The sequence below is a fragment of the Dysgonomonas mossii DSM 22836 genome (genome assembly GCF_000213575.1).
In the GTDB taxonomy this organism is placed as follows: Bacteria; Bacteroidota; Bacteroidia; order Bacteroidales; family Dysgonomonadaceae; genus Dysgonomonas; species Dysgonomonas mossii.
The window spans coordinates 680721-701921 of record NZ_GL892006.1 but is presented as its reverse complement, the minus strand read 5'-3'; the positions used below and the strand labels follow the sequence as shown (position 1 = coordinate 701921).

At 40.3% G+C, this 21201-nt stretch carries 22 protein-coding genes; 20 read left to right on the top strand and 2 right to left on the bottom strand.

Annotated features, from left to right (window positions below; all coding sequences use genetic code 11):
* The first annotated feature begins 42 nt into the window (after positions 1 to 42).
* From HMPREF9456_RS09900 to HMPREF9456_RS09875, 6 genes are all read left to right on the top strand, one after another.
* A complete protein-coding gene (locus HMPREF9456_RS09900; protein ID WP_006843376.1) occupies positions 43 to 2196 on the top strand; it encodes a M3 family metallopeptidase in 2154 nt (717 codons plus the stop codon).
* 98 nt (positions 2197 to 2294) lie between these two features.
* Positions 2295 to 2861, top strand: a complete 567-nt coding sequence (efp, locus tag HMPREF9456_RS09895; RefSeq protein WP_006843375.1) for an elongation factor P — start codon at positions 2295 to 2297, stop codon at positions 2859 to 2861.
* A gap of 129 nt (positions 2862 to 2990) precedes the next feature.
* The gene (gene radC / locus HMPREF9456_RS09890) at positions 2991 to 3689 is read left to right on the top strand and encodes a RadC family protein (RefSeq protein ID WP_006843374.1); all 699 of its coding nucleotides are present in this window, start codon (positions 2991 to 2993) and stop codon (positions 3687 to 3689) included.
* A gap of 21 nt (positions 3690 to 3710) precedes the next feature.
* Positions 3711 to 4262: an SMI1/KNR4 family protein gene (locus tag HMPREF9456_RS09885; RefSeq protein ID WP_006843373.1), complete on the top strand. Its 552-nt coding sequence runs from the start codon at positions 3711 to 3713 to the stop codon at positions 4260 to 4262.
* Between the two features lie 95 nt (positions 4263 to 4357).
* Complete coding sequence (locus HMPREF9456_RS09880) at positions 4358 to 4672, top strand: metal-sulfur cluster assembly factor (protein WP_006843372.1); 315 nt, start codon at positions 4358 to 4360, stop codon at positions 4670 to 4672.
* 10 nt (positions 4673 to 4682) lie between these two features.
* Positions 4683 to 5489 carry a UDP-2,3-diacylglucosamine diphosphatase gene (locus HMPREF9456_RS09875; protein ID WP_006843371.1) on the top strand — a complete coding sequence of 269 codons (807 nt, stop codon included), beginning with the start codon at positions 4683 to 4685 and terminating at the stop codon, positions 5487 to 5489.
* Between the two features lie 67 nt (positions 5490 to 5556).
* Here the strand turns inward: HMPREF9456_RS09875 and HMPREF9456_RS09870 are convergent, their stop codons facing one another.
* On the bottom strand, positions 5557 to 6036 hold the full coding sequence (locus tag HMPREF9456_RS09870; RefSeq protein ID WP_006843370.1) for an outer membrane beta-barrel protein: 480 nt from the start codon (positions 6034 to 6036) through the stop codon (positions 5557 to 5559).
* A 402-nt stretch (positions 6037 to 6438) separates the two neighbouring features.
* Here HMPREF9456_RS09870 and HMPREF9456_RS09865 point away from each other — a divergent pair, with 402 nt between their 5' ends.
* Both HMPREF9456_RS09865 and HMPREF9456_RS09860 read left to right on the top strand, forming a co-directional pair.
* Positions 6439 to 6786, top strand: a complete 348-nt coding sequence (locus HMPREF9456_RS09865; protein ID WP_006843369.1) for a CidA/LrgA family protein — start codon at positions 6439 to 6441, stop codon at positions 6784 to 6786.
* Positions 6783 to 7481: an LrgB family protein gene (locus tag HMPREF9456_RS09860; RefSeq protein WP_006843368.1), complete on the top strand. Its 699-nt coding sequence runs from the start codon at positions 6783 to 6785 to the stop codon at positions 7479 to 7481. Before HMPREF9456_RS09865 ends, HMPREF9456_RS09860 begins: the two co-directional genes overlap by 4 nt.
* A gap of 72 nt (positions 7482 to 7553) precedes the next feature.
* Here the strand turns inward: HMPREF9456_RS09860 and HMPREF9456_RS09855 are convergent, their stop codons facing one another.
* Positions 7554 to 8687 carry an NAD(P)-dependent alcohol dehydrogenase gene (locus tag HMPREF9456_RS09855; protein WP_006843367.1) on the bottom strand — a complete coding sequence of 378 codons (1134 nt, stop codon included), beginning with the start codon at positions 8685 to 8687 and terminating at the stop codon, positions 7554 to 7556.
* A gap of 313 nt (positions 8688 to 9000) precedes the next feature.
* Here HMPREF9456_RS09855 and HMPREF9456_RS09850 point away from each other — a divergent pair, with 313 nt between their 5' ends.
* The 12 genes from HMPREF9456_RS09850 to HMPREF9456_RS09795 all read left to right on the top strand — a co-directional run bounded on the left by HMPREF9456_RS09850 (position 9001) and on the right by HMPREF9456_RS09795 (position 21125).
* Complete coding sequence (locus HMPREF9456_RS09850) at positions 9001 to 10878, top strand: ABC-F family ATP-binding cassette domain-containing protein (RefSeq protein WP_006843366.1); 1878 nt, start codon at positions 9001 to 9003, stop codon at positions 10876 to 10878.
* Positions 10879 to 11009: 131 nt separating this feature from the next.
* Entirely contained in the window at positions 11010 to 11495 is a 486-nt protein-coding gene (locus HMPREF9456_RS09845; RefSeq protein ID WP_006843365.1) for a GyrI-like domain-containing protein, read from the top strand.
* Positions 11496 to 11738: 243 nt separating this feature from the next.
* Complete coding sequence (gene murI, locus HMPREF9456_RS09840) at positions 11739 to 12566, top strand: glutamate racemase (RefSeq protein WP_006843364.1); 828 nt, start codon at positions 11739 to 11741, stop codon at positions 12564 to 12566.
* A gap of 157 nt (positions 12567 to 12723) precedes the next feature.
* The gene (locus HMPREF9456_RS09835) at positions 12724 to 13374 is read left to right on the top strand and encodes a hypothetical protein (RefSeq protein WP_006843363.1); all 651 of its coding nucleotides are present in this window, start codon (positions 12724 to 12726) and stop codon (positions 13372 to 13374) included.
* Positions 13375 to 13597: 223 nt separating this feature from the next.
* A complete protein-coding gene (locus HMPREF9456_RS09830) occupies positions 13598 to 15160 on the top strand; it encodes a sulfatase family protein (RefSeq protein WP_006843362.1) in 1563 nt (520 codons plus the stop codon).
* A 70-nt stretch (positions 15161 to 15230) separates the two neighbouring features.
* Complete coding sequence (locus HMPREF9456_RS09825; RefSeq protein ID WP_006843361.1) at positions 15231 to 16406, top strand: anaerobic sulfatase-maturation protein; 1176 nt, start codon at positions 15231 to 15233, stop codon at positions 16404 to 16406.
* 60 nt (positions 16407 to 16466) lie between these two features.
* A complete protein-coding gene (dinB, locus tag HMPREF9456_RS09820) occupies positions 16467 to 17552 on the top strand; it encodes a DNA polymerase IV (protein ID WP_018074920.1) in 1086 nt (361 codons plus the stop codon).
* Between the two features lie 63 nt (positions 17553 to 17615).
* Positions 17616 to 17831, top strand: coding sequence for a hypothetical protein (locus tag HMPREF9456_RS09815; RefSeq protein WP_018074919.1), 216 nt, complete (start codon positions 17616 to 17618; stop codon positions 17829 to 17831).
* Entirely contained in the window at positions 17828 to 18274 is a 447-nt protein-coding gene (locus HMPREF9456_RS09810; RefSeq protein WP_006843359.1) for a nucleoside deaminase, read from the top strand. The genes HMPREF9456_RS09815 and HMPREF9456_RS09810 overlap by 4 nt, the downstream gene beginning before the upstream one ends.
* Before the next feature lie 140 nt (positions 18275 to 18414).
* Positions 18415 to 19173 carry a NigD1/NigD2 family lipoprotein gene (locus HMPREF9456_RS09805; RefSeq protein WP_006843358.1) on the top strand — a complete coding sequence of 253 codons (759 nt, stop codon included), beginning with the start codon at positions 18415 to 18417 and terminating at the stop codon, positions 19171 to 19173.
* Positions 19174 to 19350: 177 nt separating this feature from the next.
* Entirely contained in the window at positions 19351 to 19863 is a 513-nt protein-coding gene (locus HMPREF9456_RS09800; protein WP_006843357.1) for a Fur family transcriptional regulator, read from the top strand.
* Positions 19860 to 21125 (top strand): adenylosuccinate synthase, encoded by a 1266-nt coding sequence (locus HMPREF9456_RS09795; protein ID WP_006843356.1) that lies wholly within the window; start codon positions 19860 to 19862, stop codon positions 21123 to 21125. Before HMPREF9456_RS09800 ends, HMPREF9456_RS09795 begins: the two co-directional genes overlap by 4 nt.
* The last annotated feature ends 76 nt before the right edge of the window (positions 21126 to 21201 follow it).

Here is a 21201-nt window from a genome sequence, read left to right as displayed (position 1 = left end):
TTTGTCATAAAATCTAATCATTCACACGATTAACTTATTTGTATGAAGAAAATCTTATTTATTCTTAGTATTCTAATTATGGTTTATTCTTGTAACACTACAAGCAATAAGGATGGGAAAGGTAATCCTTTCTTTTCTGAGTTCGACACTCCGGAAGGGGTTCCTCCTTTTGATAAAATAAAAGCAGAACATTTTATGCCTGCTTTCGAAGAAGCAATGAAGCGTCATAATGCCGAAATTGATTCTATCATCAACAACCCCGAAGCACCTACTTTTCAAAATACAGTAGTGGCTTTGGACGAGTCGGGCCGGATGCTTGATAGGGTAGGTTCTGTATTTTCTGTAATGACGGGTACAATGTCCGATTCTGTGTATCAGAACATAGAAAAAGAGATTACTCCTTTACGTACCGAGCACTATGATAATATCAACTTCAACGAAAAGCTTTTTGCACGTATCAAAACCGTGTACGACGATAGCCTGCAAGTAAAGACCCTGACTACGGAGCAAAAGATGTTGTTGGATAAAACATACAAAGGCTTTGTTCGTTCGGGTATCTTGCTCGATGGTTCGAAACAAGAACGCTTGCGTGAGATCAATAAAGAGCTGAGCAACGCATCGCTTAGTTTTAATCAGAACTTGTTGAAGGAAACAGATAGTTACCAATTGGTAATAGATAAAAAAGAAGACCTGTCGGGCTTGCCTGAAGATGTGATTGCCGCTGCTGCAAAAACAGCCAAAGACAAAGGGCTGGAAGGCAAATGGGTGTTTGGTCTGAGTAAGCCAAGCTGGGAGCCGTTTTTGCAATATGCTGACAATCGTGCGCTTCGCGAAAAACTATACAAGGCGATGTATATGCGTTGCGACAACGGAAATGAATTCGACAACAAAGAGAACATCAAGAAGATAGTAAGCCTAAGACTCGAAAAAGCAAATATGCTTGGCTATAAATCGCATGCCGACTATGTGCTCGAAGAAACAATGGCGAAGACTCCTGATAATGTGATGGGGCTGCTAAACAATATATGGAAGTATGCTCTGCCGCAAGCTCAAAAAGAGGCTGCCGAACTTCAGGCTATTGCCAAGAAAGAAGGACATGATATCAAAATAGAATCGTGGGACTGGTGGTACTATGCCGAAAAGCTTCGTAAAGAAAAATACGCATTGGATGAAGAGGCTTTGAAACCTTACTTCAAAGCGGATAATGTGCGTGAAGGTGTATTTGCTGTGGCAAACAAACTATATGGCATTACATTCAAGCCGAAAACAGATATACCTGTATATCAGCAAGACGTAAAAGCATACGAGGTAAGCGACGCCGACGGTTCATTTATCGGAATCATTTATTTCGACGATTTTGCACGTCAGGGCAAGCGTCCCGGAGCATGGATGAGCAGCTTCCGCAAACAGGAAGTATATAAAGGTGAGTTCGTTTATCCATTGATCTACAATGTGGGTAACTACAATCCTCCAACAGATGGCAAGCCGGCACTGTTGACACTCGATCAGGTGGAAACAATGTTCCACGAATTCGGGCACGGATTACACGGATTGTTGTCAAAATGTACTTACAACGGCGTATCGGGTACATCGGTTGTTCGCGACTTTGTAGAGCTGCCATCTCAGATAATGGAGCACTGGGCGTTTGAGCCGGAAGTACTGAAAATGTATGCAAAACATTATGAAACAGGCGAAACTATTCCTGCCGAGCTGATACAAAAGATTCAGAATGCGGGTTATTTCAATCAAGGATTTGCTACCACAGAACTTGTGGCTGCTGCAATTCTGGATATGAAATGGCATACGCTGACCGCTTCTTCACCAAACTTTGATCCTAAACATGGCGAAGGTCTCGAAAAGCTGAACGTAGATAAATTTGAAGCGGATGCAATGAAAGAAATCGGCTTGATCTCCGAAATAATACCTCGATACAGAAGCACGTATTTCCAACATGTATTCAGCGGAGGCTATTCTGCGGGATATTACAGCTACTTGTGGTCTGAAGTTTTGGACTCTGACGCATTCCAGGCTTTTGTAGAGAAAGGAAATATTTTTGATCAGGAAACTGCAAAAGCATTCCGTGAAAACGTACTGTCGAAAGGTGGATCGGACGAGCCAATGGTATTGTACAAAAAGTTCAGAGGGGCAGAACCTAATCCGATTTATCTGTTGAAGAACAGGGGATTTGTAAAGTAATAAGTTCTAAGTTGTTTGTTAACTGATAACTGTTGGCTGATAAATGTAATTTATTATCTTTGCAACTCGAAAAAAATAATAACAATAAAATACAATCAATGGCAACTACTGCAGATATAAGAAACGGTATGTGCATCGATATCGATGGACAATATTATGTAATAATCGAATTCCTTCATGTGAAACCGGGTAAAGGTGCCGCATTTGTACGTACAAAAATGAGAAGTGTAACTACCGGACGTGTTCTTGAAAGAACATTCAATGCCGGAGTGAAACTGGATGAAGTGCGTATCGAAAGACGTCCGTATCAATTCCTTTATCAGGACGATATGGGGTATAACTTTATGAATACCGAAACTTTCGAGCAAATATCTCTTGCCGGGGATATGATAGCCGGAGTGGCTTTTCTTAAAGAAGGAGATATGGTAGAAGTACAGGTTCATGCCGAAACAGAAACTGTATTAACAGCCGAAATGCCTCAGAACGTTGTGCTTTTGGTAACTTATACCGAACCCGGACTGAAAGGTGATACTGCAACCAATACGTTAAAGCCGGCTACTGTAGAAACAGGAGCTGAGGTGCGTGTTCCTCTCTTTATTAACGAAGGAGACAAAATTAAAATTAATACGGCCGACGGCTCGTATGTAGAAAGAGTAAAAGCATAGTAATATTACTTTTATAGAGGATAAGGTCAGTTTTCGAAACTGACCTTATTTTTTTGTTGAAAAACATTTTATATTCAAATATTATGTATAATTTTGAAGTTGAATGGATCTAGGAGACAAATAACCTACATGAAATTTAATACAAAACTAAACATTAAGGATTGGGCTGAAGAAGACCGACCCCGCGAAAAGATGTTGTTAAAAGGGGTATCGGCACTTTCTGATGCTGAATTGCTAGGTATACTGATCGGTTCGGGCAATAAAAGCGAAACAGCGGTTGAGCTGTCCCAACGGATTTTACATAGCGTTTCCAATAACCTGAACACTCTGGGTAAATTGGAAATAAAAGACCTTATAAAGGATTTTAAAGGAATAGGAGAAGCGAAAGCAATAACAATAGTGGCGGCACTGGAATTGGGAAAAAGAAGGAAATTGTCTGAAGCCCTTGTCAGTCCGCAAATTACGTCCAGTAAAGATGTGTATGATATATTTCATCCGATATTAGCAGACCTAAAGCATGAAGAAGTATGGGTTTTGTTCCTTAACCGGGCTAATAAAGTGGTGAAAAATATACAGATAAGTAAAGGTGGTTTGACCGCAACAGTAGTGGATATCCGTCTGATAATGAAAGAAGGTATCCAATCCTTAGCCTCGGCTATGGTACTGTGTCATAATCATCCCTCGGGAAACACTCAACCGAGCGACGATGATGATCAGATTACAAAGCGGCTCAAAGATGCAGGGCATATTATGGATATCCGCCTGCTCGATCATATCATTATTTGTGACAACTCATACTACAGCTATATGGATACTGGGAGATTATAGAAGAGCAAAATAAGTATAAAGATGAAAACCGCTATTACACAAAACTCAATTGTAGAGGAAAGTTGGCCTCGTATAGAGAGCTATTTATTGAAACGAGGCGTGAAACCTGATGCAGTATTACTACCCGGGGCTACGCAAGAACAGATAGGCTGGGCCGAGTCTGTGCTTGGTGTAAAGTTACCCATCGATTTTCTTGAATTTTATAAAATACATAACGGGCAGATACCCAATGCGTATGGCATCGTCAACGGCGAAGAACTGATGAGTCTTGAGCGTATTGTAGAAGAATGGGTTGTCTGGCAGCGTCTGGCTGCTTCCGGAGCCTTTGATGATACGATGGCAAATGCAGACGATGGCGTACAAGAGGTGTGGCATAGTCGCTCGTGGATACCTTTTACCGACGATGGGTTGGGCAATCACTTGTGTCTGGATATGGCTCCTGCAACCAGGGGATCGCGTGGTCAGATAATTCGTATATGGCACGACGATACCGGTCGATTCAGGCAAGCACCATCTTTTAGCTCTTGGGTTTCTAATTTTGCATACGACTTGAACCGGGCGATGTTCGTATAATCATCTTTTTTCATTATTTTTGTACCTCTAACAGAGGGTGATTGTAAACATTATATGCCAAAGAATGTTTATAACTCACATACAAAAAAAGAATTATGAGTGATTTATTACAATTGGAAAGCAAAATAGTAAACATGTTGAAGACTGTTTACGACCCGGAAATACCAGTCAACGTTTACGATCTCGGACTAATCTACGAAGTGGATATAGACGATGACAAAAATGTAACCATCACAATGACACTGACAGCCCCAAACTGTCCGGCAGCCGATTTTATACTCGAAGATGTAAGGTATAAAGTACAGTCGGTTGCGGGAGTCAATAATGTGATTGTAGATCTTACTTTCGAACCCGAGTGGAACAAAGATATGCTTAGCGAAGAGGCAAAACTTGAGTTAGGATTTTTATAAAACACAGGTGGTGGGAAAGAAAGTTTATTTTTTATCCGATGCCCATCTGGGTTCTGCTTTTCATAAGAAAAAGATGGATAAGCAACAGATGATGACATTGCCATCTGTAAAAATCAAAGAAAGTTATTTCCCACAACATGAGGTGGAGCGCAAGCTGTGCCGCTGGCTCGATATGGTAAAGCAAGATGCACAGGCAGTTTATCTGTTGGGTGATATCTTCGACTACTGGTTCGAGTACCGCAATGTGGTTCCGCGTGGATTTGTCCGTTTCTTGGGCAAAGTAGCCGAGCTTACAGATATGGGGATAGAGGTGCACTTCTTTATCGGCAATCACGATATATGGGTAACCGACTATCTACAGAAAGAGTGTGGTATGATTGTTCATGTTCAGCCTTTGGTAAAAGATATATTCGGCAAAAAGTTTTTTCTTGCACATGGAGATGGCTTAGGCGATGATTCTGCATCATTTAAAATTCTGCGTTCTATTTTCCATAGCAAAATATGCAGAAAAGCTTATGCTGCTATTCATCCCCGTTGGACGGTAGGCTTTGCGCAATGGTGGTCGAACCACAACCGTGAGAACGACGAAATGCCTGACTATTTTGGTGAAGATAAAGAGCACTTGGTGGTTTATGCCAAAAATCATTTGAAACTGGCTCCGAATATCAACTTCTTCATCTTCGGACATCGGCATATAATGCTCGACCTGATGATTTCTGCTACCGGCAGGGTAGTGATATTGGGCGATTGGATTAAGTTTTTCTCTTATGGCGTATACGATGGTGAGAACTTTTCGTTAGAGCTGTTTGAAGAATAAACTATTAAGCAATAGACACAAAAAAAAGGGAGAATAACGATTCTCCCTTTTTTGTTGTTTATAGATTTTAGAATCTGATTCCATAACCAAGCATGAAATATGCAGGGTCGCTACCTTCAACAAAAGTATATTTGAATTCGAAGTTCACATAACCATTATCTGTAACATCATATTGTGCACCGGCACCAATATTGAGACCGAAACTAGTGTCACTAGCACTTACTCCACTAACTGAAATGCGGTTATTCAACATTGCTCCACCCACAAAAGGATAAAGAGCTAGTCCTTGTACACCTTCTATAGGAAATACGTAATGTACATTGATGTCAACATCCAATCCTGTAATATTATTATTTGGAACAAGGAATGTTAACCCCGGAGCGATGCGGATATTGTTTGTTAGAAAATAACGGCCTTCTACCCCTAAGCCTAGACGTTCAAATTCTGTTTGGTAACCTAACTTGGGCATAATAGCTTTCGACCCTTGTTGTGCCTGAACACCGATTGCCAATAAGGCAAACATAAAAACGAATAATACTTTTTTCATATACAATTATTTAATAAATTATTATTATACAATAAAATATACTTTAAATATTTAAAATTAAGATTTGATTATTTTTTCAGATTGTAATGTGCTACGGTTAAAAAATTTGTTCTGGTTTTAATTTTTTATTTAATGTTATTTTTGTGTCCTTTTTAAATCCCTTTTAACAAACAAACGCACAAACATAATATAAAGTTCACAAATATTTGTGCTTTTAGGTTTATTTTTTCTAAACTAAAATGTTTCTGATAAATATTTACAGACTCTAAAATGACTTTAAAATCTGCATAGTTAAATAATACTTAGATAGTTTGGTCTGTCTGAAAAATAAAAGTAAGGTCTGATAGCTTATCAATAAAAAACATCTAACTTTGTACCCGAGTTAATTAGAAGGTTATCGTTATGAAAATGATAAAAGGTATCTTTATCATTCTCCTGTTTTATTTCTTGGGACAAGGAATCAGCTATCTTATTCAAGGATTCGTGCCCGGGAATATCATCGGAATGGTTTTATTATTCCTCAGTCTTTACTTCAAGGCTATCTCTCCCGACAATGTAAAAGACGTAGCAAATGTGTTTACCCGCAACATGGCAATATTCTTTATTCCTGCCGGAGCAGGATTATTGGGTGCGTATGGTGTGATCAGTAAATTCTGGATGTCTATACTCATCGTCTGTTCGGTGAGTACCGTATTGGTTATTATGGTTGTCGCTATTGTTCAACAACAAATGGAGCGAAGAAGAAAATGAGAGCACTATTTGAATCCACAGAATTTACGCTTCTTCTTGTTTTTGGCAGTTACCTGTTCGGACAATGGGTTTTTAAGAAGACACGCATCGCTTTGTTGCATCCTATGATTGTTGCCATTGCTATTATCATAGCATTCTTGAAGGTGACAGGTATCGATTACCGGACTTTCGAAGAGAGCAGCCGGTTTGTAAGCTTTATGCTCGGGCCTTCGGTTGTGGCATTAGGCTATATCTTATACGAGCAGTTGGCATACCTCAAGGGCAATGTAATATCCATCCTTACTTCTATCTTTATGGGTAGCATTGTGGGGATACTCAGTGTGGTATTATTGGCTAGAATAACAGGTGCCGATCAGATGCTTATCCATTCTCTCGAACCCAAATCGGTGACTACACCCATTGCGATGAGTATTGCCGAACAGTCGGGAGGAAATGTATCGCTTACGGCGGTGATTGTGCTTTTCTGCGGTATATTCGGAAGTATTATCGGACCTCCTATCTTGCGTTTGCTGGGTATCAAAAGTAGTGTTGCCAGAGGCTTGGCGATGGGAGCTTCGTCGCACGGGGTAGGCACAGCCAAAGCGATGGAAATGGGGATGATAGAGGGCGCATTGAGTGGGCTTGCTATCGGTCTGATGGGGGTAATGACTGCATTGCTGATACCTATATTGCACCAGCTGTTTGCTTCATTATAGAAAAAGGCCGATAGGATGAGAAATCCTTATCAGCCTCCAAGCATTAATAGCTTATTGAATTCAGCAAAACTCTTATCTCAAAGATGATATGTCTATAACGTACCGGAATTGAACTTTTCCGGCCAGTACATTTTTGTATGCTTCATTTACCTGTTGTATCGGTATAATCTCTACCATCGGGTAAATGTTGTTAGCGACCGAGTAATCCATCATTTCCTGTGTCTCGCGTATGCCGCCGATCAACGCCCCATATATTTTCTTGCGTCCTTGCAAAGCCCACGTTTGCACAGACGGCATGTCTTTGATCGCCGGAACACCAATCAGAACCATTGTACCATCTACTTTTAGCATCGACAGATACGATTCTACGCTGAACGAAACAGGTATTGTGCTCAAGATGAGATCGAATGTACCTTCCAGATCTTTCGATTCGTCTGCATTTTTTGTGTTTACATATCTCACCGCACCCAGTTTGGCGGCAGCTTCACGTTTGTCTTCGGTAATGTCGAAAACAGTGACTTCGGCACCCATTTTTACCGCATATTGCACAGCCATATGTCCCAAACCTCCAAAACCAGCAACGGCAACCTTATCGCCCGCCTTCACTTTGTTATATTTCAACGGCGAATAGGTAGTAATACCCGCACATAAGAGAGGAGCTATTTTTTCGAGCGGAGCATCTTTCGGTATGGTTATCGCAAAAGCTTCTCTGACAACAATATTGTTTGAGTATCCGCCTTGCGTATATCCGTCACCTTCCTTACTGCTGTAGGTATAAGTAGCCCCTTTGGTGCAATATTGTTCTTCACCCGCTTTGCAGTAGTAACATTCTCCGCACGAGTTGACCATACAACCCACGCCTGCATAATCTCCGACTTTGAACTTAGTGACATTCTTCCCTGCTTTCACTACCTTGCCCACAATCTCATGTCCCGGAACAAGCGGATAGGCTACTTGCCCCCAGTCGCCTTTAACGGTATGTATGTCTGAGTGACAGATACCTGAATACAGTATCTCTATCAGTATATCATCATCGTTGAGGCTTCTGCGTTCAAATTCGTAAGGGGTAAGAGGTGCGGAGGGATCTGTTGCCGCATAAGCTTTTGTACAGATATGCCCATGATGTTGGTGGTCGCATTGAGCATTGAGATGAATGACTCCGAAAATAAACAGAGCAACGAGGCTACTAAGAAATTGTGTCTTCATGATGATTGTCGATACTTTAAAGTGATAGACTAAAATGACCGTATACATAATATGATCGTTGAGAAAAGAAAAACCCTAAAGGAAAAATTACTTTTTTCACATCGGCGATTTGAAAATATTCTTGTCTTATTTTAGATGCTAAAGACAAAAGATACTTCCTATCGTCAGTATGACTGAGTGTACATGATCTGCGGTGATAACGTTTTAGGTTACTTATAATATCAGGCAGTTCTTTTTTTGGTTACCTTTGCGATGATTAGAAATACAATCTCGGTTTAGAAAAATAGTTTTCAATTTATAACTCAAAATATATATGGCTTCTTTCCTGCAAGTTGAAGGACTTACAAAAAGCTTTGGTGATTTGGTTTTGTTTCGTGATATATCATTCGGTATAGCCGAGGGCGAACGCATCGGGCTGATCGCAAAAAATGGGTCGGGCAAGACCACCTTGTTGAATATTCTCACAGGAAAAGAACCTTACGATAGCGGAGCCGTTGTTTTTCGCCGCGACTTGCGTGTTGCGTATCTAGAACAAGATCCTGCCTATCCCGAAAACCTGACAGTGTTAGAAGCGTGCTTCCATTCGGGGAATGATGTTACAGACCTCATTGCCGAATACGAAAGGGTAATCAACTCGAAAGACCATTCGGGACTCGATGCTATCTTGCAGAAAATGGATATTTTGCAGGCATGGGACTATGAGCATCGTGCAAAGCAGATTTTGGGACAGTTGAAAATTACCGATTTCGAACAAAAAATATCGCAGCTGTCGGGAGGACAGCTCAAGCGTGTGGCACTCGCCAATGTGCTGATTACCGAACCCGATCTTATTATTCTCGATGAGCCTACCAACCACCTCGATCTCGATATGGTAGAATGGCTCGAAGAATACCTCCAACGTTCACGCCTGAGCCTGTTGATGGTAACACACGACCGTTATTTCCTCGATCGTGTATGTAACGAAATCATAGAGATCGATCAACAACAGTTGTATCAGTATAAGGGAAACTTTTCGTACTATCTCGAAAAGCGTGACGAGCGTGTTTCTGCACAGAATGCCGAACTGGATCGTGCTAACAATATTCTGCGTAAAGAGTTGGAATGGATGCGGCGTCAGCCGCAAGCCCGGGCAACGAAGGCAAAGTCGAGGATCGATGCATTCTACGACTTAGAAAAGAAAGCCCAGCAGGTGCGTGATGCCGGAAATGTGCAATTGCAGATGAAAGGTACATATATCGGCAATAAAATTTTCGAAGCGCAGCATGTTTATAAGGCTTTTGGAGATATTAAGATACTCGAAGATTTTAATTATGTGTTTGCCCGATACGAAAAACTGGGTGTTGTAGGAAATAACGGTACGGGTAAATCTACTTTCATCAAAATGCTGATGGGGGAGGTTGCACCCGACAAAGGTGGTTTTGACATTGGCGAAACCGTAAAGTTCGGTTACTACAGTCAGGACGGATTGAAGTTTGACGAACAGATGAAGGTTATTGATGTGGTTCAGAATATAGCTGAGGTGATAGACTTGGGCAATGGCAGCAAGCTGACAGCATCGCAATTTCTACAACATTTTCTCTTTCCACCCGAAAAACAGCACAACTTTGTGTATAAGCTTTCGGGAGGAGAAAAACGCCGTCTGTACCTCTGTACAGTCTTGATAACCAATCCTAACTTCCTTGTGTTGGACGAGCCTACCAACGATCTGGATATCGTCACGCTCAATATTCTCGAAGAATACCTTCAACAGTTCAAAGGCTGTGTGATTGTGGTATCGCACGACCGCTATTTTATGGATAAGGTTGTAGATCACTTGCTTGCTTTTCAGGGAAGTGCTCGTATAAAAGATTTTCCGGGCAACTATACTCAGTACCGTGAGTGGAAAGAGGTGCAGGAGCTTTTGGAAAAAGAAAAGGAACAGGCTGCGAAGCCTAAAGAAGAAAAGGTGCAACAGGTGCAGCCTAAGAATGACGAAAAGAAAAAGCTGTCGTTCAAAGAAAAGCGTGAGTTTGAAGAACTCGACGCTCTGATACCGCAACTCGAAGAAGAAAAAGCGAAGCTTGAAAATGAATTATCCAGTGGTACATTATCTACCGATGAGTTGTTACAGAAATCAAATCGTATCAGTCAACTGATAGAGGCGATAGAAGAAAAAACAATGCGTTGGCTGGAGTTGAGCGAGCTGGCATAGTATTAGAATAGGTGATTGCAAATCCCTCATGACTTAATCTTTCGGATTGTAAATCCTTATAATAGAACGCAGGTGATTACAAATCCCCTGCAACGAAGGTATTAATTCCATTCGATAAAGATAGAAATATAATGAAAAATTTGAATGTTAAAATAATAGAGTTAAACGAACGAAAATTAGTAGGATTATCTTTAGAAATGTCTTATGCTAATAACTTGACCGCAAATTTGTGGAGAAGTTTTATGCCTCGAAAGCATGAAATTAAACGTATAATAAATTCTGATTTAATCTCTATGCAAATTTATCCAGTTTCTTTTGATTTTTCTCCAAATATAAATTTTAGAAAGTGGGCTGCTGTAGAGGTTTCACTGGTTGAAGATATTCCTCAGAATATGGAAAGTTATACTATACAAGGAGGACTTTATACCCTGATTCATTATAAGGGGTTGAGTACAGATACACGTGTCTTTGGATATATTTTTAATGAGTGGCTACCCCAATCTGAATATCTCTTAGATAATAACAGACCTCATTTTGAAGTGTTGGGTGAGAAATATAAAAATAATGATCCTGAATCTGAAGAGGATATCTATATCCCGATAAAGATTAAAAAGTAAAGAGAAGATTTGTTCCTCTCCAATTTTACCGTCCGATCGTCCTTTCGGATTTGCAATCCGAAAGTATATATTAGTAGGATTTGCAATCCGCAAATAGAATCATGATAAATATACTACCATCCTTCCGGATTATAAATCCGAAAGAAAGATAGAGGAATGATACTACTCCCGATTTAATTTTTAATATCAAGATTAATCAAATAACTTCAATATTGTATTTATCTTTGCAGAAACAAAAAGATGATGCTTAAACCCGGACCTATTGGTGTATTTGATTCAGGATATGGAGGTCTCACGATACTATCGGAGATACAAGCCCTTATGCCCGAATACGATTATTGCTATCTTGGCGATAACTCGCGTGCACCCTATGGCGCTCGGTCGTTTGAGGTGGTCTATGAGTTTACCAAACAGGCTGTGACGGCATTGTTCGATATGGGGTGTAACCTTGTTATCCTTGCCTGTAATACAGCATCGGCAAAAGCTTTGCGTACGATCCAGCAAAAAGATCTGCCGAATATGAATCCCGATAAGAGGGTGTTGGGTATTATACGCCCTACAGCCGAAATCATCGGACAGATAACACGCAGCAGGCATGTGGGAGTATTGGGTACAGTGGGCACTATACAGTCGCAGTCGTACCCGATAGAGATAAATAAACTGTTTCCCGATATAAAAGTAACCGGCGAGGCTTGTCCTATGTGGGTTCCCCTGGTAGAAAATAACGAATACGAAAGTGAAGGAGCAGACTACTTTGTAAAAAAAAATCTGGATAATATTTTAGCTAAAGATCCCGATATAGATATACTTATTCTTGGCTGCACGCATTACCCGTTGTTGCTGCATAAGATAAAGAAAATCCTACCCAAGGAGGTAACCGCCTTGCCTCAGGGGGAATACATTGCCCATAGCCTCAAAGATTATCTGCGACGGCATCCCGAGATGGATGGGGCATGTACCAAAAACGGAGAGACACATTATTTTACAACCGAATCTTCCGAAAAATTTTCAGGTGCGGCAACTATTTTTCTGAACAAAGAGATAGAAGTAAAGCATATTACACTCGATTAAAAATCCCTTGTTTTCCGGTCTGCTAAAAAACAATTATATTTGTTTTTGTTAATTGGCATGGATTTTACAAAAAGGAAATAGAAAAGTAAAAACCCCCTATTGTATATTATATAAATATACATCATTTAGAACATTTCAATAAAAATAAACAAACAGAATGAGCTACCTCTCGAAAGAATATCAGGAACAGTGGAATTTCTCAAAATATCCTCCAAGTGCTTACCGCATCTTTGGATTTGTGTTTAGCAAACAACCCGGAAGTTTTAACTACAATAAAAATATTGTTCAGATATTTACATTAAAACCTAATGATTTACCCGAACAAGTAAGAATTGATAATTTCAAGAAATTGTGTCAAAGCTTGTTTAGGGAGGTGAATGTAAAAGAAGACTTGGATGTGAAAACAGAAACTGACCATGAAAGTAAAGAGACTACCATCACTTTCTCTTCCAATAATATTTGCAACTGCTTACAGTCTTTAAAATACGAAGATGAGAAGATACTCTTCAATACGCTTTATAAACCATCATTGGGGACATATCCCTTGAGCCTCAATCAGCGGATCGAATTTATTTTGGGAGTTTATTTAAATCATTCTCATCACAAAGCAAAAATGCTGTTTCGCGACAATTACCCTAAAATGGCATTGACTCATAGTTTTATCGTTGATCTGGCGGGAGAAGATGACGAATTTATTTTAACATCACGTTTCGATAGATCGCATAGCCACGTTATTGAAATTAACGAAAATGGGCAGCTGTGGAAAAAATTAGAAACACTGCTTCTAAAATATGGCTATCAATTATAAGAGATAATTTTTCTATAGCTTCTTGAACTTGCAACTTTCTATCTTTCAGTAAATATAACATTAGATGTGAGGGAAATAATATAAAAGTAACAGCCTGAGGCGTGTTACTTTTGTTTTATCATTCAATTTATTTTTATTAATTTTAGAGTATTGTTTTAACCCAAACACCTGATATTCCATGATAGATTTAAAGAGGTTTACTTTAGTAATTATTCCCGCATCAATGCTTAGCCCATATAGTTATAGCCAAAATAAACAGAGCGATACACCTCAATCCCGTCCCAATATTATTCATATAATGACGGACGATCATTCGTTTCAGACAATCAGTGCATACGGGCATCCTATCTCCAAATTAGCTCCTACACCCAATATAGACCGATTGGCGAACGAAGGTATGTTGTTTCAGCAAGCCTTTGTCGAAAACTCATTATCTACACCGAGTCGGGCATGCCTTATGACAGGCTTGTATAGCCATCAGAACGGGCAACGTCAGTTGGGTGCAGGTATAGATACAACCAAAATCTTTTTTTCTGAATTGCTTACACAGGCAGGGTATCAAACAGGAATTGTAGGTAAATGGCATATGCAATGCGAACCAAAAGGGTTTGATTATTATTGCGTGCTCAACGATCAGGGAGATTATTATAATCCGAGCTTCAAAACGAAAGGCTCTCACGGCAAATACATTCGAGAAGAGGGGTATGCGACCAACCTGATTACAACTCATTCGATAGATTTTCTTAAAAACAGAGATAAGAGCAAACCTTTTGCCCTATTGGTACATCATAAAGCTCCACACAGAAACTGGATGCCCGAAGCCAAGTACTACGACTTGTACGAAGATGTAGAATTCCCTAAACCTGAAACATTCTATGACGATTACGAAAGCCGTTGCTCTGCTGCCCGCACTCAGGATATGACTATCGATAAGACCATGACATTTATTTATGATCTGAAGCTAAATGAATTAAAGAATACACCACCCTATAATAAGGAATGGAGTGATGGAGGCTTGCAACAAGCGATGAATCAAATGACTCCAGCTCAGCGTGAAGCTTGGGAGAAGGCCTATCACCCTAAGAATATGGAATTCATCAACAGTAACCTGTCCGGCGATGCGCTGCTCGATTGGAAATTTCAACGTTATATGAGAGATTATCTTCGCTGTATAAAATCGATTGACGATGAAGTCGGACGTTTGATTGATTACCTCGAAAAAGAAGGCTTGATGGATAATACAATTATTGTGTACACCTCCGATCAAGGTTTTTATATGGGAGAACATGGGTGGTTCGATAAGCGTTTTATGTACGAAGAATCGTTCAGAACACCGCTGATAATACGTTATCCCAAAGCCATAAAGTCAGGGACGAAAACCGCTGCTTTGGTACAGAATATAGACTTTGCACCTACTTACTTGTCATTAGCCGGAGTAGAGAAGCCCACAGAAATGAGCGGAGTTTCTCTTGAAGGATTGTTTGACGGCAAAACTCCTAAAAATTGGAGAAAAGATTTATATTATCACTATTATGATTATCCTGCCATTCACAATGTACGGCGTCATGATGGAGTAAGGACAGAAAGATATAAGCTGATTCATTTCTACGGTAAAGGGGAAATAGGCAATGATGAAGATCTCAATTGTAACGAATTGTTCGATCTGCAAAATGATCCGACTGAATTACATAACCTCTACGGAAAAGAAGGGTATGAAGAAATAACGAAGGAGTTGCAGACAGCTCTCGATAATTATAGAAAGACACTCAAGGTAGATGAATTTTAAGTGAGTGAAAAGCTTTTTTCGTCCTTCTATTATCAACTAGAAATAATATCACAATCTAAAACCAGACCGGATGTCTTCAAAAACGTATGCTCCTTTTGCAAAGCCACTGTATGTGATGCTCAAGCCAATAGGAGCTGTTTGTAATCTAGGGTGCACTTACTGTTATTATCTGGAGAAGAAGGAACTGTATTCCTATAAGGGTAGTAAGACAATAATGAGTGACGATCTGCTGGAGCGGTTTGTCTCTCAATACATCGAGGCGCAAACCATGCAGCCGATACTTTTTACATGGCATGGGGGCGAACCTTTGATGCGTGACATCTCGTTTTATAAGAAAGCACTTGAGCTGCAACGTAAATATGCTAAAGGGAAACAAATATCGAATACCCTGCAAACCAACGGCACGCTGTTGAATGATGAGTGGTGTGAGTTTTTTAGAGAAAACAACTTCCTGATCGGTATCTCCATTGATGGGGCTAAGCCCTTCCATGACAAATACAGAACAACAAAAGATCTGCGTCCGACATTCGATCATGTTGTGCGAGGGGTCAATCTTCTAAAGAAGCATGGAGTGGAATACAATATAATGGGAGTTGTAAATGACTTTAATATCAACTATCCGCTAGAGTTTTATCAGTTTTTTAAAGATATCGATTCTCATTACATCCAATTCTCTCCCGCTGTAGAAAGAGACAGCAATGGGAATGTAACTCAATGGAGTGTTACACCCGAAAAATGGGGCGATTTTCTCATTGCTGTATTCAACGAGTGGGTAAGAAAAGATGTCGGAACATATTTCGTTCAATACTTCGATTCTGCACTCGCCAATTGGGTTGGGGTAGACCCCGGAATTTGTATCTTTGCTAAGAATTGCGGACATGCGGGAGTTATGGAATTTAATGGTGATGTGTATTCTTGCGATCACTTCGTATATCCTCAATATAAGCTGGGTAATATAAAAGACAAGACATTAATGGAGATGATGTACTCGACGCAACAAACAGATTTTGGGTTAGCAAAGTCGGCTTCCTTATCTTCTCAGTGTAAGCAATGTAAGTATTTGTTTGCTTGTCGTGGCGAATGCCCTAAAAACCGAATATCAAAAACTCAATCGGGCGAAGAAATCAATTATCTATGTAATGGGTATTACAAGTTCTTCGAACATATAGCCCCCTATATGGACTTCATGAAAAAAGAGTTGGAAGCACAACGTCCTCCCGGTAATATTATGAAAGTCTTAAAATAATTATTGCAATAAGATTTTTATGTACACTTTTGTTACTCTTTAGTTGGAGTAAGAAAGAATATGCGAAAAATAATCCACATAGACATGGATGCTTTCTATGCATCTATCGAGCAGCGTGACTATCCCGAATACAGGGGTAAGCCTCTTGCTGTGGGTTATGCGGGACCTCGGGGAGTAGTGGCGGCAGCCAGTTACGAGGCTCGTCGCTACGGTGTGCGTTCGGCTATGGCATCCAAAACGGCTTTGCGTAAATGCCCGCATCTGATATTTGTTCCTGCTCGCTTCGATGTCTACAAGTCTGTTTCGAGACAAATAATGGAGATATTCCACGAATACACCGATTTGGTAGAGCCCCTCTCGCTGGACGAAGCGTTCCTCGATGTTACCGAGAATAATATGAATATAGCTTCAGCCACTCAGATAGCACAGGAGATTAAGCAAAAGATACGAGAAGCTACAAATCTGACAGCTTCGGCAGGAGTTTCGTTCAATAAGTTTTTAGCTAAGATCGCCTCCGATCAGAATAAACCAAACGGGCTGTTTGTTGTAAAACCGAAAGTGGCAGAGCAGTTTGTGGAGTCGCTGGCTATCGAGCGATTCTTTGGGGTAGGGAAGGTGACAGCCAAAGTAATGCATCAAATGGGCATCAAGACGGGATGGGACTTGAAGCAACGTTCGGAGAATGAGCTTGTATCTGTATTTGGTAAAGCAGGGCATATTTATTATCAGAATGCACGAGCCATCGATTATCGCCCTGTGGAGTCGCAACGCATCAGAAAGTCTATCAGCTCCGAAACAACCTTCGACAGGGATATCGACTCGCTCGACGAATTGGCTGTGGAGTTGGATGCCGTGGCACGCGATACGTTCGATTACTTACAGAAGAAGAAGTTTAAGGGAAGAACCGTAACCCTGAAAATCAAATATGCTGACTTTAAGATAATAACCCGAAGCCGTACATTCGCCGATGCTGTGGAAGACTACGAATTGTTTTACAAAGCAGGATTTGAGTTGCTTAAGCTCGTCGATCTATCTCCTAAAGTTCGCCTTATTGGTTTGGGGGTAAAGAATAGCGATGATGAAATGGGTTGGTACGATGCTGTTCAGTTGCGCATCAATTTTGAAGAAGATGAGGCTAAAGGTTAGGCTAAATGTATATTCTTCTCAAAATCCTTTCAGATATTCAGATAAGTACTTACTTTTGCAGCAATGAAACCAAAGAAGAAAGGGGCACATAGTAACCGCACGAAGCATTTGCTTTTCTCGCTCAACGAAGAAGAGTATGCCCTTATATCTTCGTACATAAAAAAATACAAGATAGCCAACCGTTCGCGATGGTGCAGGGAAACAATTATTACCCATGTACTTAAAAGCCTTGAGCAGGATTATCCTACGCTCTTTGGCGAAAACGAAATGCGCCGATGACAACCAATATTCTCAACGACGACTACTATATGCGTCAGGCTCTCAACGAAGCCCGTCAGGCATTCGACAAGGGCGAAGTGCCTATAGGTGCAGTAGTTGTTTGCAAGGGGCGTATTATTGCACGTGGACACAATCTTACCGAAACGCTTACCGATGTCACAGCCCATGCAGAGATGCAGGCGATTACGGCAGCAGCCAATGTGCTTGGTGGTAAATATCTTACCGATTGTATCTTGTATGTTACCATAGAACCATGCCCGATGTGTGCCGGAGGTTTACTCTGGTCTCAAATCTCTAAAATTGTATATGGGGCAAAAGATGAAAAAAAAGGCTACTCTGTATTTTCTCCATCCATATTACACCCCAAAACTGAAGTTGTTTCCGGAGTCATGGAAGACGAATGCGCTTCTTTGATGAAAGAATTTTTCAAACAGAAGAGGTAGCTAACTTTCTGTATTATAGATAATAATTGATTGTTTAACATTAATTTGTATTTTTCTCATGCAGCATGAGGGGCAAAATATTGTCTATTATATTGTAAGGGAAAAGTATTTTAAACTATACATTAAAAAAATAAAGAGTTATGAAGAAAACTGTAAAACTATTTTTAGCATCAATTCTCGGCTTTGTTTTAACAACAGGATTTTCTTCTTGTTCGGATGATGATGGTTACTCACTCGATAAATATTGGGTGTCGATGGTAACCGTAAACAAAGTGGGAGAAAACACGTATGATTTTACGCTCGATAATGGAAAAAAACTGTGGATTGCAGCTCCTGTTGGGTTAAATCTTAAACCAAAATATAACAGAGCTATTATAAACTACACGATCTTATCCGACCAATATCAGGGATATGATCATGCTATCAAACTCAACGGCTACAAAGATGTACTGACCAAGGGAGTAATATACATCCCGTCTGACGATCAGGCAAAGCAAGACAGTATCGGGCACAATCCTATTAAGGTTCATTCTGCATGGGCAAGTGGGGGCTATCTGAATATCTATTTCGGATATAACAGTGGCGGAACTACAGCTCACATGCTCAATCTTGTGTCAGCTCAACCCGACTTGTCGGTGTCAGGTGATGTGGTGAAACTGGAATTCAGACACAACCAACGACAAGATCCGGAGCATTATCCTGTGAGTGGCTATGTATCTTTCAACCTAGAGCCATATCTGATAGAAGGACGGGATAAAGTAACATTTGAAATAACATGGGTGGACTTTGATGGGAAAACCAAGACAGATACGATTGAATACAAGTATGGTGCGGTTGAAGCTCAACCTAAAGACATACCAAGCGACGATAGCGAAACGACTAACCTGAATATTTATTAATATTCTTTTTGATTTCCTTTCGAAAAAGAGAGCTCGTGAGAGTTCTCTTTTTCTTTTTTTTTCTGTTATAAAGTCTTTGAGGTACTGATTTTTATGAACACTTTCTTTTTTTTATGGGGTTATACCACTGTTTATTCTTTAAAAAGATGTATTTTTGTTCAGATCAGATTTTTTTAAATGGATAACATTAAACTAAAAGAACAAGTTAAGAACGAATTCACAGATTATCTGAATTTAAACAAGCATCGTAAAACTCCCGAAAGATACGCAATACTGGATCACATCTATTCTACCAAAGGGCATTTCGATATGGACTCCCTTTACAATTCTATGAAGCAGTCGTGTTTTAGGGTTAGCCGAGCCACATTGTACAATACGATAGAGCTGTTGCTGGATTGCAATCTGGTAGTCAAGCATCAGTTTGGAGCAAATGTGTCTCAGTACGAACGTGCTTTTGGTAATGAAAATCATGACCATCTGATCTGTCTTAGTTGCGGCGAGGTGAAAGAGCACAAAAATGGCAATCTGTTCACTCCTGCTCAACAGAAAAAACTGCAACGCTTCAAGGTTAGCTATTACAGCATGTATATTTATGGTATATGCAACAAATGTATGCGTGCGAAGAAGACCGAAGAAAAAAAGAATAAAGTAACAGAAAGTAAGAATACTCGTATTAATAAGAAAAAATGAAAGTAGATGTATTGCTCGGCCTGCAATGGGGCGACGAAGGTAAAGGAAAGATAGTAGATGTTCTAACGCCTGATTATGAAATCGTAGCCCGTTTTCAAGGTGGCCCAAATGCTGGGCATACACTGGAGTTTGAAGGCAAAAAGTATGTTCTCCGTTCAGTGCCATCCGGTATATTTCAGGGTAATAAGCTGAATGTTATCGGCAACGGTGTTGTGCTCGATCCTGCTTTATTCAAAGGAGAAATAGAAGCATTGGAAAAATCGGGACATGATCTCAAATCGAGACTATATATCTCCAAGAAGGCTCATCTTATCCTTCCTACACACCGTTTGCTCGACGCATGCTACGAAGCATCGAAGGGAGACTCTAAGATAGGAACTACAGGTAAGGGTATTGGCCCTACATATACCGACAAGGTTAGCCGCAACGGCTTGCGTGTGGGAGATATTCTTCACAACTTTGAAGAAAAATACAATGCTGCCAAAGCAAAGCATCTGAGAATTCTCAATCAATATAATTACGATACAAATGCGCTGGCTGATATCGAGAAAGAGTGGTTTGAAGGAGTGAAGAAGCTCAAAGAATTTACTTTTATCGACAGCGAGCATTTTATAAATAATGCGACCAAGTCGGGCAAAAAAATATTGGCAGAGGGTGCACAAGGTACAATGCTTGATATCGATTTCGGGTCGTATCCGTTTGTTACATCTTCCAATACAATCACAGCCGGAGCATCTACAGGTCTGGGTATTGCCCCTCGAAATATCGGAGAGGTGTACGGAATTTTCAAGGCATATTGTACACGTGTGGGTAGCGGGCCGTTTCCTACCGAGCTGCATGATGCTACAGGAGATAAGTTGCGTGAATTCGGATTTGAGTTTGGCTCGGTAACAGGCCGTCCACGTCGTTGCGGATGGATCGATCTGGTTGCATTGCGCTACGCTATAATGATAGACGGTGTGAGCCAGTTGATAATGATGAAGAGCGACGTACTCGATACGTTCGATACGATAAAAGCCTGTGTAGCTTATGAAGTAAACGGAGAGAGAGTAACTGAATTTCCTTTCGAGATAGATGATACTATCAAACCGATATATCAGGAAATGAAGGGCTGGCAAACCGATATGACAAAAATGCAGAAGGAAGACCAGTTTCCGAAAGAATTCAGCGATTATGTTGCATTCCTCGAAAAAGAACTTGGTGTGCCTATCCGTATTGTTTCGCTCGGGCCAGACAGAGCGCAGACCATTATTCGTAAATAATTTCTGATAAGAAATATATCGACCTCTTTGTCATGCTGAATGAGAATAAGGCGTCTTGAAGATAGAAAAAGACGAT

Bases quoted from the DNA above. Each gene is read 5' to 3' on its own strand.
- HMPREF9456_RS09900 (WP_006843376.1), top strand. From the start codon at position 43: ATGAAGAAAATCTTATTTATTCTTAGTATTCTAATTATGGTTTATTCT.
- efp (WP_006843375.1), top strand. From the start codon at position 2,295: ATGGCAACTACTGCAGATATAAGAAACGGTATGTGCATCGATATCGAT.
- radC (WP_006843374.1), top strand. From the start codon at position 2,991: ATGAAATTTAATACAAAACTAAACATTAAGGATTGGGCTGAAGAAGAC.
- HMPREF9456_RS09885 (WP_006843373.1), top strand. From the start codon at position 3,711: ATGAAAACCGCTATTACACAAAACTCAATTGTAGAGGAAAGTTGGCCT.
- HMPREF9456_RS09880 (WP_006843372.1), top strand. From the start codon at position 4,358: ATGAGTGATTTATTACAATTGGAAAGCAAAATAGTAAACATGTTGAAG.
- HMPREF9456_RS09870 (WP_006843370.1), bottom strand. From the start codon at position 6,036: ATGAAAAAAGTATTATTCGTTTTTATGTTTGCCTTATTGGCAATCGGT.
- HMPREF9456_RS09865 (WP_006843369.1), top strand. From the start codon at position 6,439: ATGAAAATGATAAAAGGTATCTTTATCATTCTCCTGTTTTATTTCTTG.
- HMPREF9456_RS09860 (WP_006843368.1), top strand. From the start codon at position 6,783: ATGAGAGCACTATTTGAATCCACAGAATTTACGCTTCTTCTTGTTTTT.
- HMPREF9456_RS09855 (WP_006843367.1), bottom strand. From the start codon at position 8,687: ATGAAGACACAATTTCTTAGTAGCCTCGTTGCTCTGTTTATTTTCGGA.
- HMPREF9456_RS09850 (WP_006843366.1), top strand. From the start codon at position 9,001: ATGGCTTCTTTCCTGCAAGTTGAAGGACTTACAAAAAGCTTTGGTGAT.
- HMPREF9456_RS09845 (WP_006843365.1), top strand. From the start codon at position 11,010: ATGAAAAATTTGAATGTTAAAATAATAGAGTTAAACGAACGAAAATTA.
- murI (WP_006843364.1), top strand. From the start codon at position 11,739: ATGCTTAAACCCGGACCTATTGGTGTATTTGATTCAGGATATGGAGGT.
- HMPREF9456_RS09835 (WP_006843363.1), top strand. From the start codon at position 12,724: ATGAGCTACCTCTCGAAAGAATATCAGGAACAGTGGAATTTCTCAAAA.
- HMPREF9456_RS09830 (WP_006843362.1), top strand. From the start codon at position 13,598: ATGCTTAGCCCATATAGTTATAGCCAAAATAAACAGAGCGATACACCT.
- HMPREF9456_RS09825 (WP_006843361.1), top strand. From the start codon at position 15,231: ATGTCTTCAAAAACGTATGCTCCTTTTGCAAAGCCACTGTATGTGATG.
- dinB (WP_018074920.1), top strand. From the start codon at position 16,467: ATGCGAAAAATAATCCACATAGACATGGATGCTTTCTATGCATCTATC.
- HMPREF9456_RS09815 (WP_018074919.1), top strand. From the start codon at position 17,616: ATGAAACCAAAGAAGAAAGGGGCACATAGTAACCGCACGAAGCATTTG.
- HMPREF9456_RS09810 (WP_006843359.1), top strand. From the start codon at position 17,828: ATGACAACCAATATTCTCAACGACGACTACTATATGCGTCAGGCTCTC.
- HMPREF9456_RS09805 (WP_006843358.1), top strand. From the start codon at position 18,415: ATGAAGAAAACTGTAAAACTATTTTTAGCATCAATTCTCGGCTTTGTT.
- HMPREF9456_RS09800 (WP_006843357.1), top strand. From the start codon at position 19,351: ATGGATAACATTAAACTAAAAGAACAAGTTAAGAACGAATTCACAGAT.
- HMPREF9456_RS09795 (WP_006843356.1), top strand. From the start codon at position 19,860: ATGAAAGTAGATGTATTGCTCGGCCTGCAATGGGGCGACGAAGGTAAA.